Genomic DNA, 13,542 nt, shown 5'->3' on the forward strand with positions numbered 1-13,542 from the left:
CAAGCACGTTCTGTCATGCTATCCTCTTCAATTAGGGGCGGGACCAATCGCCATAGGACAGACTTTAGAAGCGACGTCGGCTGACACCAAGCCTTGCCAGCCCTACTGATGTGTTCCGACCTTCCATACGTCATTTACCCAGCAAAAGGGCAGTCGAAGCCTTCGCGCACTCGGTGGGCAGTTCCTGCGCTGTGATTGGCAGGCGCGGCGGGTGTCCCGACGCGATTCAGCACCAGCACCAGCACCAGCGCCTGGGCGTTGGGCAGCTTCGGGCCGAAGGCGGCCAGATCCCGGGCCAGCTGCGCGATCGCCGCGGTGTCGATCGTGACTTCCAACACCGCGGCGTTCCCCCTAGCTACACATTCACTCCGCCCTCGGCACCCGGCATCGACACGCCGACGTTGCCGCGCAGCGGCCCGTCCGAGTGGCTGCGCAGCCGCTTGGCCTTGGCGGTGAGCCCGGGCCCGGCGTTCACCTCGAAGCTGGCGTGCACCCGCATCTGGGCGTCCGCCAGCCGGTCGATGTGGCGGCCGAGCGCCTCCACGTGTTCACCCATGCCGGCGGCGCCCGCACCGGCTTTGGGTGCGTCCGGTATGGACCGGGCACCCGCGCCGCTGGTGATCGAACGGATCGAGCCATCCGGCATCTTCATCGTGCCGTCGCCCAGATCGAGGCCTTCCTTGCCGTCGAGACCCTTCACGAGGCGCGGCTCGCCGTCCCCGCCGGGCCGACTGGCCTGCTCGGACATCGGCACGGGGCGAACCGTTCCGATGCCATCCCGCAAGCCGATGCCGGCGCCGTAGCGACCGTGCCACGCGCCCCAGCCCTCGCGGCGGGCGGTGCGCAGGGCGAAGTCGATCTGCTCTTTCCAATACTTCGGATCGCTGGCGTGGTGGCCGGTCTCCCGCGTGTAGCGGTCGCCGAGGCCACCGTTACGCAGGCCCGGGATGCGCGAGGCGTAGTGCAGCTGGAACGGGCCGAACGACGTGCCCTTGTCGCCCGGCGTGTTGCGCACGCCGGGGACGGAACCGCGCAGGCCCTCCGAGTTGGCGATCCGCAGGGCCACGTTGGGATCGATGCCGTTGGCGAGCGCCGCGGCCCGGATGTAGGCCGCCATCTCCGGGTGCACGTCCCGCATGTCGCGGGCCGAGATCCCCCGGACGCTGCCGACCCGTCCGACACCGCCGCCGATCCCAGGCGAGGCCCGGACGATACCACCACCGCCGCCGCCCACGGGCGTGCCGGCGTAGCCGCTGCCGCCGCTGTAGCCGCCAAGCCCTTCGCCACCAGTGTTTAAGCTGGTCTTCTGGACCAAGCTGCCGCCACCTCCGCCCTCTCCGGGCGTGAAGCGGATCGGGATCTCCAGACCGATGGACACGGCCTCCATCAGGCGCTGCAGGATCGTCTTGCCCGCCGCGGTGCCGCTCTCGTCCGCCTTCTGCTTGAAATCCTCGAGCATGGCCGGTCGGCGCGGAGGGAGCGGCGCATCCGCGATGGCCTTCCCGATCTCAGTGCCGATGGCCTTGCCGGTCTCCTGGGCCTTCGGGGCCCAGGACGACGCATCGGACGAGCCGGACAGGCCAGGCAGCTCGTCCGAGGGGTTGAGGGTCAGCTTGTCGTCGGGCCGGCCGCCGGTACCGTTCACCGACTTCGAGGGATCACCGTACTCCGACAGGAGATACCCGATCGCCGCGGTGCCGCCGAGGATTGCCCCGCCGGCAAGCAGTGGCAGAGCGCCGCCGCCCTTCTTCGCCACCTCCGGCAAGCCACCGCCGGTCATCTGCTTCGCGGCCGCGGCCTCAAGGGCCTTTGCCGCGACCGTGAGCTCGGCCGCCGCTGCCGGTAGGCCGAAGCCGGTAGCCAGCTTGTAAGAGGCATACCCGGAGGCGGCGAGGCCTCCGGCCACCGCCGCGCCACCCGCACCAGCCGCGAGGTACGGATGATCCTTGGCCATCAGGGCGAGGCTCTGGAGGCCCTCCGCCAGCGTCTTCAGCCCAGCAGCTGCCGGCAGCATCAGCGGATTGGTCGCCGCCGCCATCAGGTCCTCAATGCCGGCCTTGAAGGCCTTCACGCCCTCGGTCGGATCCTGGGTGAGGTTCCGATGGTAGATTTCATCGAGCGACCCGACCTGCTTCTGCAGGTCGGCGTCCTTATGCAGCCGAGCCCGGAAAGACTTGAGGCCGATCTCGTTGGCGAAGAAGTTGGAGGTGTTCTGCCGGAACATGGTCGCGAAGACCTTCGACAGCTCCTCATCATCGTCGACGTTGACACCCTTCGCCTTGAGCGCCGGCAGGACGACCGTCTCCATCCACTTGAGTGGATTCTGGTGAGCGAGCGTCGTGCCCTTCACTGCTCCCGACCGCCAGGCGGTGGCATGCCCCGCCTTCATGATGACCTGCGACTTGTCGAGCAGGCCGTACCTCATCCACTCTTCGGCCTGTTTCTTGTCGTTGACCTTGCCGTTGATGACGTTGTTGAAGGCATTCGCAGCCGTGCCGGCTCGCTCGCCTTTCATCGTTCCGACGATCGAGGGCATGATCGTCGTCAGGAACTCTTCATCGTAGCCCCGGAGCGACGACTTGGCCTGCTGGGCGAAGTTGATCGCCTCGTGCGGATTGAAGTTGCCGCCTGAGAAGACCATCGCGCGGATGAGACCCTCGGTCTCCCGCTCGAAGCGATGACCGTCACCAGCGGACCCGCGCTCCTCGGCGAAGCGGGCAAGTTTGTTCCCCATTTCACCGGCGCTGTCGGTGATCTTGCCGCCGGCCGCCGCGTGCACGGCCGCCGAGGCCTTTTGCATAAATGTGAGATGCTCCAGGGCATGTTCGAGCGAGCCGAAGGCCGAGACGGTCTCATTGACGACCTTCAGGTTCTCCTCAAACGTCGCCGTGGGCACCGCGCGGACCGTACGCTCGGACGCCTTCGCGATCTCCTCCAACTCGTGCGGGGTGCGTCCGGCGTTCTGAAGGGCCACGGTCTCGTGCTGGAGGCGGGAGCCGGCCCTCAGGGCGTCGGCGGTGTGATGCACAACGCTATGCGCTGACACGGCTCCGGCGGCCGCTCCGGCCGCCAGGCCGATTGCACCGTGCTGTCGGATATGACGGGCGGCCTCGGCTTGCTCGTGGGCATGACGCTGGGCGGCACGACCCGCCTCTCCCTCCAGACGGATCTGGCGACGGAGTGCGTCTGAGGTTTGATCGTACGCGCGGGCAAGGTGCGCCTGGTGCTGTTCTAACGCCTTCAAGGGCACGTTCGCGGCGGTGGCCGCCCGCTCATGCTCCCGGAGGGCCCGGGTCTGCTGCTCCAGTGCCCGCTCGGCCTGCATCACCTCGCGGGTGGCCGATTTCTGGGCCTTCTCGGCGGCCGCGACCGCCTTGGCCGCCGCGTTCATCTGCGACGCGAGCTCCGAGCCCTTCGTCGCCTTCAGGCCCTCAAAGGCCTGATGCGAGGTCCTGGCCTTGTCGAGAGCGGTGGCTGCCGTGGTGGCGCCGGTGCGGAGCTTCGCGAGGTTGGCCTCGGCCGAGACAACGCCCCGCTGAGCGCTCATCACGGTATCGACCGCTCGCTGTGCCTTCTCGACCTCCAGCAGCGTGCGGGCGACCTGGGCGCTCGATTTGGAGACGCCGGCGCCCGCCTTCTCGGCCTGCTCGAACGCCTTCACGAGGGCGTTCACCGCCGCCGCGGCGCCGCCGTCCTTGCCGCCCAGGACAAGTTGAGCTTCGACTTGCTTGACCGCCATGGCGAGGATCAATGCTCCGTGGGTGGGGTCGGGGTGGCCGCCAGCAGGATCTTGGCGGCGCGGCTGAAGGCGGCGCAGCGCCGCTCGCCGGCCTCGATCAGCTCTGCAATCGCAGCCATGGCCTCGGGCGTGCCGATCTCGCGGAGCAGCCGGGAGGCCTCAATCTCGGGTGCGGCGAAGCCGGCGGGGATGACCGACGCGGCGGCGCGCTTCCGGCGGCTCAAACGACGATGCCGATCCTCGAACCGTCCCATCTCGTCCTCAAATTGGTTGCGGCCTTGTCACCTTGACCGTCATCTTCCCTGTCGCGGGCCCGGAGGTGACTTCCCGTTTTTCGGCTGGCTGCGTCGCCGGCAATGCTTGCCCGCAAACTTGACTACCTGCCGCGCAGGATCTCGATTTCGTCCCGCAGCCGCGCGATCTCGCGCGCGTGCGGGACCTCGACCGGCGGCAGCTGGATATCTTGGCCTGCGAGGACGCTCCGATCCGTCGGGTCGAACACGCGAGGCATGTCGAACCGAACCCCGTCGAGAGCGGCACGCACGAGGTTGATCCGCGCCGCAGCGTGCCGGGCCCGTGCGATCGCCTCGTTGAACACCCGGCAGGCTTCTCCCTCGGCCGCGTCGAGGTCCTGGAATGCCGCCTCACGCACAGCGGCCCAGGCCGGAGCGATCCGGACGTCGAGAGCCTTCAGGTCGGCCTGCGCGGGCGCCGCCTCCGCCGAGGAATGCATCAGCTCCGCTCGGGCCGCCTCCAGCGTCACCACGGCATCGGCGATGGCCGCCGGACCCTCCGCCCGGGCGACGTCGTATTTGGCCGCCCGAACGGCGTCGTGCGCGGCACGCACACGCGAGAGAGTGGTACCGGTCGTGATGGCCTGGCGCTCCCGCTCGTTGAGCAGCCTGTCCAGGGCGGCGATCGCGGCCTCGACGCTCACCGGCAGGTCGGCCTGGCGCTGTGCGGCGGCGCGGGACATCAGCGGCGACTGCCGGTTTCGGCCTCGGCCGAGGCCTTCGCGGCGGCAGCCCGGCGCGCGGCGTAGATGTCGCTGCTATCGATCCGCGAGGCCTTCTTCTTCCCGCTCTCTAGGTTCTCGGGCTCGAGCACGAGCGGCTGCTGGGCGGCCATGCGCTCGGCGAGCTTCGCGGCATTGCCGCCGGCGGCCGCCTCGGCCTTCGGGCTGGCGCGGAGGATCGCGCGGGCCTCATCGGTCCCGAGGGATGTCTCCAGGGCGACCGCGAGCGCCTGCGTCTGCCGGCCCTGCGCCTCCTCGCTGCCCATGATCGCGCGGATGCGGCCGCGCTCGTCCGCGCGGATCTTCCGCTCGTCTTCGTCCATAACAGTGCTCCTGGTGCTGGTGGTGCCCGAGCTGGTTCGGCTGGGCGTTCTGGTGGGACGGCTGGTGCCGACGCGCGCTGCATCGGCGACGGCCTCGTCGAAGCTGCCGACCGCATCGGCGAGGCCGGCCTTGACGGCCGCCTCGCCCGTGAAGGTCCGCGCCTCGGTGGCCCGGATAGCCTTCGGGGTGATGTTCGGCCGGCCAGCGGCGACGGTGGCAACGAAGGCGTCGAGGATCGCCTCGACCTCGGCCTGAAGGTCGGCCCGGACGCCATCCGGCAAAGCCGCGAACGAATGTCCATCCGCTTTGTGGGCACCGGCGTGGATCAACGTCGGCTTCAGCCCGGCCTTCGCCAGAGCGCTGGATCGATCGACGTGCAACATCACCACGCCGATGCTGCCGCTGACGCCGGACGGGATGGTGACGATTCGGCTGGCACCCGATGCGATCGCGTAGCCGGCCGACGCCGCGAGGCCATTCACGACCGCGGTCACCGGCTTCACGGACGCGAGGTCGCGAACGAGCTTCGCCGTCTCGAACGCCCCGACCGCCTGGCCACCGGGGGACTCGATATCGAGCACGACGGCCTTGGCCTGCGGATCGGCTCCGACCTGGCGCAGCTGCTCGGCCAGCCCTTCGTAGGAGATCAGACCGGACGACGCACCGATCCAGGCCCCCCGATGCACGAGGCTGCCGACGATGGGGACGATGGCCACACCCTCTGGCGTCCGGGCGTAGGACAAGGACGCGCCGCGCTCGCGATCGTAGCGGGATCCGACGAAGCGGGACGCACCGGGCGTGAGGGCGCCGGCTTCATGGCCGATCACCTCGCCAAGACCGCTGGCATCGATCCCGATGCGCCCCTCGAGGACGTGTGCGAGGACGGCGAGCTTCCCCGGGGAGAGGAGGAGCGGGCGGTTGAGCGCCGCATCCGCGAGGTGCGCGTGGGTGATCATGCGCGGCCCGCCAGGGAGGTGCTGGCCCGCATTCGCTCCACCAGCGATGCCCGATCCTGGCTGGATCCGAACACTTGCAGCTCGGCACCCTCGCCGGCCGCCAGGAGCATGGCCGCTTCTGCTGGTTCGAGCCGGCTGTCGAAGGCAATGCGCATGGCCTCTTCAGGCCGGTCGACGGCCTCCGGCGACTGGATGATGCCGGCGATGCGGGCGCGCTCTTCACGAGCCCCCTGAATGAAGTTAGCCGCCCATTCCTCCGCGAACGCCTCAACCCAGGCAGCCCGGCCTTCCGGCGACGTGGGCGCACTCCGGAGGTCGGCGGCGATTTCCGCCTGCTCCCGGCCGCGCTCCAGAGCGCAGGCCCGGAAGGCCTCTTCGGCGGCGGCAAGGACGTCGGGGGACGGCGGCGCAAACATGAGCTGTAAGTTGCTCGAGAAGAGGATAGGTCGGCAGACGCCAAACATCACAATCACGCGCCATTTTGAGACATCGACTGCGGCTACTCTGACATTGAAGGCGACCGTATTCGAATTGGCGATAATTGTGGGCCATCTATATTTTTGAGGAGCATGTGATCTCGATGCAACAATATCGATCGCGAATAGATATAATAATATAGCAAGATATTAGCTAAACCGCAGCCCCAGCAGGTATGCAGATATGAAGAAGATTATATTTGTAGCATTTATAAATATATTTATTTCCGCTTGCGGCGCCGTGGTCCCAGAAATACATGAGACATGGGACGATAAAGATAGCACAGCAGAAATTGAATTCTCGATTAAAAGAAAAATATACTGTGAATTACGGGATGCTGTTCTGGATGTGAACCTCGGCCTTGTGTCGTACGTAAATAACAGGGTCAAAACCAATCATATTTTGCCAGATGATTGGGGGGTTCAGGTAAATCTGACTTTGACCGTTGATGAAACGACGGCCATAAGTCCGAGTTTGTTTATCAATGACCCTTTGCCCAACGCAATATCCCGATTTGGTGGTCGCTACCCTCCGGTGACAACGCCGCAGCTATTTACATTCGGGATTGGTGCTACTGCTTCATCAATAGCTACTCGAACAGACAAGTTTGATCCATATTGGACGGTGGCCTTCCTAATGAAACCGCAAACCGCATCTTCAGTTTGCATTCCCTCAAACAATCCATTTACTGCAAACGGAAAGTCTCCATCTATAAGCTCCCCACTCATTGTGAGCGACCTCAAAATTCGGGAATGGCTACATAGTGCGGTTTTAGTAAACAATGTTGCAATTCCATCCTCTACAACGAGCAACGGGAAGGCGAAATCAGGCAGCAATGTGCCGCCGGATACAATGTCATTGCAAATAAAATTTGTTATTCTGACAAGCGGCAGCATCACTCCTACTTGGAGATTGGTCCGACTCTCTGCGGACAACGGCTCTCTTCCCTTACTCTCATCGGGAAGGACGCGCACACACGAGCTGATAATCACAATCGGCCCGAATGATGAAAAGACACGGAACGCTAATCTAGCATCTCAGATCAATCAAAGTCTTTCACTTCGATAGGATCTTGCGGGGAAGAAATTTAAGGATGGCTCTAGCGGGAGCTGCCGATCCATTCTCTAAGGGCGGGTAAGTCGACAATCCAGCGACCTGTTTGGCTAAGCCAGCCGCAGCCGCTGGCTTGCGCCCATCGTTGAATTGTCCGCTTGGATTTTCCGAGAGCTTTGGCTGCGACGGCGATCCCTACCCGATGATCGCCACGCGGTTCCGATGCTTTCACGGTCGTGACCGCATCTAGCTCAACGCCGCGGGCTCGAAGCTCTGCCTCGTCCTCAGCGAGGAGTGTGAGGAGCATGCGGCGGCGGGTCAGCAGCTCGGCCACCCGAGAGTGGTCCAGTTCTGCGGCGAGCCCGCGCGCCTCAGGCGCGAGCTCTCGATCACGGATTGGCGCAGTCATGATGAGCCTTCCGATTCAGCAATATCAAGGCGTTGAGGGGCATTCTCACCCAATCCAACCTGAAAAATCGAAACCGCAGATACGCTCACAAATCGCGCCTCTATGCGCCGCATGGCCGGCAGGAGGGGGTACGGTCCCTAGATGCCTCCAGTACGGCCCGCCCGTCCCGATGCCCCTGGGCGGGCTCTCTTGTGGGCGAGGTGGATGTCTCGCCCGGAATCGAACCGGTCCGAGGAGGGCGAGAGGCTGCTCAGGGGATCGTGTGCAACCGTCGGTGAGCTTGAGCGTTCGTGAGGTAACAGCTTCACCATTCTGGATGTCACCATGCTCATCATCGCCTCTGTCGCGGTGGGCACAGTCGTGCTCGCCACCTCGTTCTCCATCATGGCCGCGTTGGTCGACTGAGCGGCCTCAAACACCATCATGGGACGCGTAGGACAGGCCGGGACATCAGCGTGACGTCCCGCCGTGTCCCTGTGACAGGTTCTGCCTTTCGCTGTGACATCTCCGGCCACCGGCGTGACATATGACAGCCGCGACGGTGACGGGGCGTCGGGACCGCGTGCCCTTCCAAGGGCCGCGAGCGGTCCCGCGCGTGCACGCGGAGGTTGGCGGATCTACCGGAAAGGTCCGGAGGCTATGTCCGTTCAGTAGGGTTCTGGGTCTGCTTGGTCCGCCACTTGACCACCTGGATGCGCGCCGGTCGGATCGGTCGCCTGGGGGCGCCGACCGCCGGACGCTCGGGGCGGAGCGGTACAGGTGAGGAACGAGCGTCAGCGCTGACACTTTCACCGACCTCTCTTCCGAGCTCGGTTGCGCGGGGCATCAGCAACATCAGCGGCCCCCCTTATAGGGGGGGCCTTGCTGACGGTTTGCGCTGACGCTTTGCCCCCATCAGCGCTGATGCAGTGCTGATGGTCTGATGATGCATCGCTGACGCTGACGTTCTGTCCGTCGAGCACCACGTGGCCATCATCGAGAAGCAGGCGGTGGACCTTCGACCAAGCCTGACGCTTCGAATGAGGAGACCGATCCCCGAAGCGCACCTTCGTGGCATCTCGCCAGGCTTCGAAGGTCACCATTCCGCCAGTCATCAGGTCCCGGAGCGCGTCCAGAGCCTTCTGGGCATCGGGTGAGAGGCGAGAGGCGACCTTTGAGCCGCCATCTCGCCCCGTCTCGTCAGCAGCCTCGGCCGCAATGACATCGAGACCGTCGTGAGCTTTCCGGACGGTGAGGCGGAACGGCAGACGCTGTCCTTCGGCTACCGCATTGGCCTTCGTGACCTCGAGCCTGCGGATGGCTCCGGAGCCACGGACAGTCAGCTCAAGGTCGACCGCGCCCAGAAGGGCGGTCGACCCGCGCATCGAACTCCCGAGCTTGTCCATGTGATGAACCACGACCAGCGTCGCGGTCGGAACCTCATCGAGAATCCGCGCCATGCCTTCGGCCGCAAAGCCCATGTCGCGGCTGCTATTCTCATCTAAGCCGTGGAAGCACCTCGCTGCTGTGTCCAGGATGATGAGGCGGATCGGGAGCGGCTCGACCTCGGCGACCGCCATGATTGCCCGAACGAGCTCTTCGATGCTGGACGGTTCCGCGAGCTGCGGGCGCGAGCCCGAAACGTAGATCGCCGCGTCCGGAGCAGCTGCAGCACGGAGCCGGCGCTCGACTTCGCCGGCGCGTTCAGCCGCGACGTAGATGGTGGCACCGCGGAGCACGGGCCGACCGAGGAATGGCGAGCCGTCGGATAGGGCCCGGGCTGCGAGGGTGGCCAAGGCGCTCTTACCGGAAGATGGAGCACCTACCAGAGCGACGACCTCGCCGGCGGCCGCGAGCCCGAAGATCGTCTCTGACCTCGGCATGCGGTCAGGAAGGCGATCGACGCGATGGAAGATGATCCCGCCCTGTCGGCGAGCCTTTCGCTGGGCCGCTGCGTCGTAGCGCGAGAGCGGAAGCGGCGTGGCTGTATGTTGAGGAGGGCCGCCTGTCATCGAGCAACCCCCACGGCCTGCTCAGCACCCATCAGGACGCGGACCATCGCCTCCTCAAGCGCGTACAGCTCGTGATCCAGTTGTGCGGCCGTCAGGCCGAGCGTGAGGCGTTGGCTGACCAACGGGGTCAGCACATCACGCCGGAACGCGGCCGCTCGGTTCGGACCAGGCGGTGTCGCTCGAAACATTGAGACGAGGTCAGCTACAAGATGCCTGTTCCGGGCGAGCGGCAGGGCAACGACGCGCGGACCGGCCTGAGCCGGCCGCGGCGCCGGCTTGGTCCTCGTACGTCGACGTTTCTGCGACGGCGCCTCAGCGGCCGGAGTGCCGCTGAAAAGGGGAAGGTCGGTGTGATCTTTCATGCCCGACCTCCGACCTGTGGAGCCGAGAACAGCACCGTACATCTATCCATGTAGGCATCAAAAGAAGCGTCTAAAAATTCATCCAATACCAGACCAGTATCCAGGCCTAGCTCCCTGAAGGTATCGATCATTCCGGCCTGAAGTTGCGACAAGACGGTAATAATGAACCAATTGGTTTGACCGTCGTCCCAACCTCTTGAACTTGCATGAACGAATACGGTCTCTGCCATATCTTCAGCGATCGCCCGGAAGTGGTCGACACCGATCGAAAACAGCTCACTCCTGTGCTCTGCGCCTGCCAAACGAGCGTTGGTTCGCTCCATGATGCGTGAGAGGGTTTCAGCGCTCATCTCGGCACCCTCAAGCTGCATCAGCGGTGGAGCGCGGCCGGCGCTCTGCGACCGGCCGGCTCCGGAGGAACGCGTCCCAGTCGTCCTTCAGGATCAGCGTGATGCCGCCGTGTTTCCGGGCGACCAGCGTGCCGTCCGAGATCGCAGAGTAGATGGCGCTTCGGCTCAAGGGAGAGTGCTTGGCGAGCGTCTCGATCCGCTCTGCACCGGCTTCGAACATCAGGAAATCTCCTCAGACTGATTTGCGTCCGAGGAGTTCAAAGCATGAACGCGAGCCTTAGGTAGAGGCCGGAATTTCCCCTGCCAAAGTCCGCAAATTACGGCCCCTACGGAGGCGGCCGTACTCACGAAGGCGCATCATCAAGGTCCGGCGCGGGGTCGCAGCATCCTTCCGGGCCGCTTCCCGCAGAGCGGCTCGCACCCTGCGATCGAGGTCCTGATGGTCCGCCGCTACAGCCTGGGCGGCGTAAGCAGCATCGGACAACGCGATCTCGGCAAATCTCAGAAGCGGCGTCACGCTTTCATCATCATCCGCGTTCGCATTCGAAGGTAGGGACGTCCGAAGGCCGTTGTCTTCGAAGAGGCGAAACACGTCTCTGGTCAGCATCCAGATCGGGAAGTTCTTCTTTGGGCCCCGCTTGCTGCTTGGTCTGCGGTAGCGGTCGGCTTCCTTCTCGACGGCGCGCTGCATGCTGAGCATGAACGAGAGCACGTCTTGGGGGATTTGGGCGAGGTCCTCGCCGAGTTGGCCGTTCTGGTCGATGCTCTCGGCGATGGCTGCCTGGACGCTCTCGGCTATGCGAGGCTCAAGTTTGCCCGCGAGGTGCAGCTTCAGGGTGCCGAATGGATCCGCGGCGGCCCGGGAAAGCTCTGCTGCCATCGCGTGATTGTCGACCGGATCGGCGTGCTCGCTGAGCAGCGTATCGACGTAGCCCTGGATGATACTGCTGTAGGCTCGAAGGAAGCGGCGGTCAGCCTCGGTGCCAACTACCTCGGCCGCTTGCGCGGCGTTGCCGTAGCTGGCGAGGGGCATCAGCTCGGCCGCCACGGGGAGGGCCGCTGGGGCAGTGGCGCTGCCGGCGCTCACGACCGCGCCCCCTGCCCTGCCCTCGCCTCCGCGAGGCTGGCGACCCCGTTACCGGTCCCCAGCCCGAGCGTCGGGAAATTCGCACGGATGGTGTCGGCCACATAGTTGGGTGCAAGGTGGGCGTAGTGGCGTTCCGTCATCCGGGTGTCGGCGTGGCCGAGCTGCGTGGCGATGACCTGCATCGGCACGCCCTTCATTGCCAGCGCGCTGCCGTGGGTGTGCCGGAGGACGTGGAAGCCGGCCGCCGGCACGATGCCGGCGCGGCGGCAGCTTTCCACCATCGGCCGGATCTGGTGCGACATGCCCCACGGCCGGCCGTCGTCGTGGGCGAAGACCAGGGCCGAGCCAGGCCGCCTGGCGGTGAGGTCTCGGAACAGCCCCCTCGCCTCATCAGTCAGCACCACGTGGCGGCCTTTGCCGCCCTTCCCTCGCCTGACCGAAGCCGTGCCAGCGTCGAGGTTCACGTCTGAGACCTTCAGCTTGCCGAGCTCGCCGTAGCGCATGCCGGTCAACAGCGCGCCCTGGACGAGGCGCCGGAACTCAGGCTCGGCAGCGTTCACGAGCCGGCGGCATTCGTCCTCGGTGAAGAAGCGGACGATGGGCGCGTCGGTCTCTCGAAACGGCTTCGCGGCCCGCCACGCGGCGTCGCTGCTGGCATGGCGCTCGGCGAAGGCATGGTTCAGTGCGGCCTTGAGGATCGTCAGGATCCGGTTGGCGGTAGCGCGCCGAGCGCGCACCGCCTCGGGATCCTCATCGATCTCGGCGAGCTGCTGCTGCTCCCCTGCCCTCGTCCGGAGACGGCGAGCCGCGCTGGCGAGGCCGTGGTGCCAGTCCCGAATCTTCCGGGTGGTAAGCTTGTCGATGGCGATCTTGCCCAGCGCTGGCCGCACATGAACGTCGGTGGCCGTCCGGGTCGCGTTCTCGCTCTTCCCACCTTTGGAGACGTAGTGCGCGAGATAGTCATCGAGCGCGTCGCTGACCGTGTACGGCCCGGCGCGCTGCTCAGGCGCGCCGAGGTCCCGACGCTCCTCGGCCTGCCACCACGTGCGGGCGGCCGCGAGGGCGTGTTTGTAGGCCAGGACCTTCACGCCGTCGGCGTCGGTCTCGTCGTCGGCCACGCCGAGCGTCGTCTCGAGGTATCGGGTCTCGACGTAGCGCCTGGCGCGCCACACCCCTCCCCTGTCGCCGCGGCGGTAGCCCAGCTGCAGGCCGCCTTCGACGGAGCGCCAGTAGGGCTTGCGGGATGGCGCCAGACGCAATCGGGCGGCGCGAGTATCGAAGGTCGCTTCTCGGAGTGTCCGGGCCATACAGCACCTCGCCGTGACCCCAAGTTTGACCCAAAATACGTGCAGGAACAAACCGGGACCGGTTCGGACGGTATCACACTAAGCGCTTGATAACGCAACATCCGAGCACGTCCGGGAATGTCCCAAAACGTCTGGCTAGTGGCTCTTTCACGGCGAAAACACGGGTTCGATTCCCGTAGGGCGCGCCAAAGTTGTCAAGTACTTAGCTGGATCTCCCAAGCTAGCTCACAGAAACGGCTCACATAGTCGTCGCTGCGCGCTACCGTACGGAATTGCGAGTTCCAGGCGGTCGGCGAATCACCTTGACCGTGATGCCCTGCCCAAACACGGCGCATGCTGACCCAAGCAGGCCCTCGGAATGTCCTGAGTGGACGGCTCCCGCATTGCAAGTGGCGAATTGAGCTTCTGACGCGTCGGTCGGGTGCAGTCTTGTGTCCGGCCTGTCGATGCAGTCGTTCATGTTGACTGCTGG

Annotated in this window: 13 protein-coding genes; 1 reads left to right on the forward strand and 12 read right to left on the reverse strand. The window is 65.3% G+C overall.

The window, feature by feature from the left end:
- Positions 1 to 134: 134 nt before the first annotated feature.
- The 6 genes from CIW48_RS26215 to CIW48_RS26240 form a co-directional block, all read right to left on the reverse strand.
- Positions 135 to 335 carry a hypothetical protein gene (locus tag CIW48_RS26215; RefSeq protein WP_149313370.1) on the reverse strand — a complete coding sequence of 67 codons (201 nt, stop codon included), beginning with the start codon at positions 333 to 335 and terminating at the stop codon, positions 135 to 137.
- 20 nt (positions 336 to 355) lie between these two features.
- Positions 356 to 3,739: a hypothetical protein gene (locus tag CIW48_RS26220; protein ID WP_149313371.1), complete on the reverse strand. Its 3,384-nt coding sequence runs from the start codon at positions 3,737 to 3,739 to the stop codon at positions 356 to 358.
- An 8-nt stretch (positions 3,740 to 3,747) separates the two neighbouring features.
- Positions 3,748 to 3,963: a hypothetical protein gene (locus CIW48_RS26225; RefSeq protein WP_149313372.1), complete on the reverse strand. Its 216-nt coding sequence runs from the start codon at positions 3,961 to 3,963 to the stop codon at positions 3,748 to 3,750.
- Between the two features lie 152 nt (positions 3,964 to 4,115).
- A complete protein-coding gene (locus CIW48_RS26230) occupies positions 4,116 to 4,715 on the reverse strand; it encodes a hypothetical protein (protein ID WP_149313373.1) in 600 nt (199 codons plus the stop codon).
- The gene (locus tag CIW48_RS26235; RefSeq protein WP_149313374.1) at positions 4,715 to 6,034 is read right to left on the reverse strand and encodes a S49 family peptidase; all 1,320 of its coding nucleotides are present in this window, start codon (positions 6,032 to 6,034) and stop codon (positions 4,715 to 4,717) included. The genes CIW48_RS26230 and CIW48_RS26235 overlap by 1 nt, the downstream gene beginning before the upstream one ends.
- The gene (locus CIW48_RS26240; protein WP_207105493.1) at positions 6,031 to 6,498 is read right to left on the reverse strand and encodes a hypothetical protein; all 468 of its coding nucleotides are present in this window, start codon (positions 6,496 to 6,498) and stop codon (positions 6,031 to 6,033) included. The genes CIW48_RS26235 and CIW48_RS26240 overlap by 4 nt, the downstream gene beginning before the upstream one ends.
- A 196-nt stretch (positions 6,499 to 6,694) precedes the next feature.
- Here CIW48_RS26240 and CIW48_RS26245 point away from each other — a divergent pair, with 196 nt between their 5' ends.
- Positions 6,695 to 7,579, forward strand: coding sequence for a hypothetical protein (locus CIW48_RS26245; RefSeq protein ID WP_149313376.1), 885 nt, complete (start codon positions 6,695 to 6,697; stop codon positions 7,577 to 7,579).
- A 1,182-nt stretch (positions 7,580 to 8,761) separates the two neighbouring features.
- On the opposite strand, the gene CIW48_RS26250 is transcribed toward CIW48_RS26245, so the two are convergent.
- The 6 genes from CIW48_RS26250 to CIW48_RS26275 are packed head-to-tail and all read right to left on the reverse strand — an operon-like array spanning position 8,762 to position 13,070.
- Positions 8,762 to 9,964: an AAA family ATPase gene (locus tag CIW48_RS26250; RefSeq protein ID WP_149313377.1), complete on the reverse strand. Its 1,203-nt coding sequence runs from the start codon at positions 9,962 to 9,964 to the stop codon at positions 8,762 to 8,764.
- Positions 9,961 to 10,326: a hypothetical protein gene (locus tag CIW48_RS26255; protein WP_149313378.1), complete on the reverse strand. Its 366-nt coding sequence runs from the start codon at positions 10,324 to 10,326 to the stop codon at positions 9,961 to 9,963. Before CIW48_RS26255 ends, CIW48_RS26250 begins: the two co-directional genes overlap by 4 nt.
- Positions 10,323 to 10,676, reverse strand: a complete 354-nt coding sequence (locus CIW48_RS26260; RefSeq protein WP_149313379.1) for a hypothetical protein — start codon at positions 10,674 to 10,676, stop codon at positions 10,323 to 10,325. Before CIW48_RS26260 ends, CIW48_RS26255 begins: the two co-directional genes overlap by 4 nt.
- A 10-nt stretch (positions 10,677 to 10,686) precedes the next feature.
- Positions 10,687 to 10,896, reverse strand: a complete 210-nt coding sequence (locus tag CIW48_RS26265; protein ID WP_149313380.1) for a helix-turn-helix domain-containing protein — start codon at positions 10,894 to 10,896, stop codon at positions 10,687 to 10,689.
- Between the two features lie 57 nt (positions 10,897 to 10,953).
- Complete coding sequence (locus tag CIW48_RS26270) at positions 10,954 to 11,724, reverse strand: hypothetical protein (RefSeq protein ID WP_149313381.1); 771 nt, start codon at positions 11,722 to 11,724, stop codon at positions 10,954 to 10,956.
- Positions 11,725 to 11,759: 35 nt separating this feature from the next.
- A complete protein-coding gene (locus CIW48_RS26275) occupies positions 11,760 to 13,070 on the reverse strand; it encodes a tyrosine-type recombinase/integrase (protein WP_149313382.1) in 1,311 nt (436 codons plus the stop codon).
- Between the last annotated feature and the right edge of the window lie 472 nt (positions 13,071 to 13,542).

The sequence above is a fragment of the Methylobacterium sp. P1-11 genome, assembly GCF_008329595.1.
Classification (GTDB): Bacteria; Pseudomonadota; Alphaproteobacteria; order Rhizobiales; family Beijerinckiaceae; genus Methylobacterium.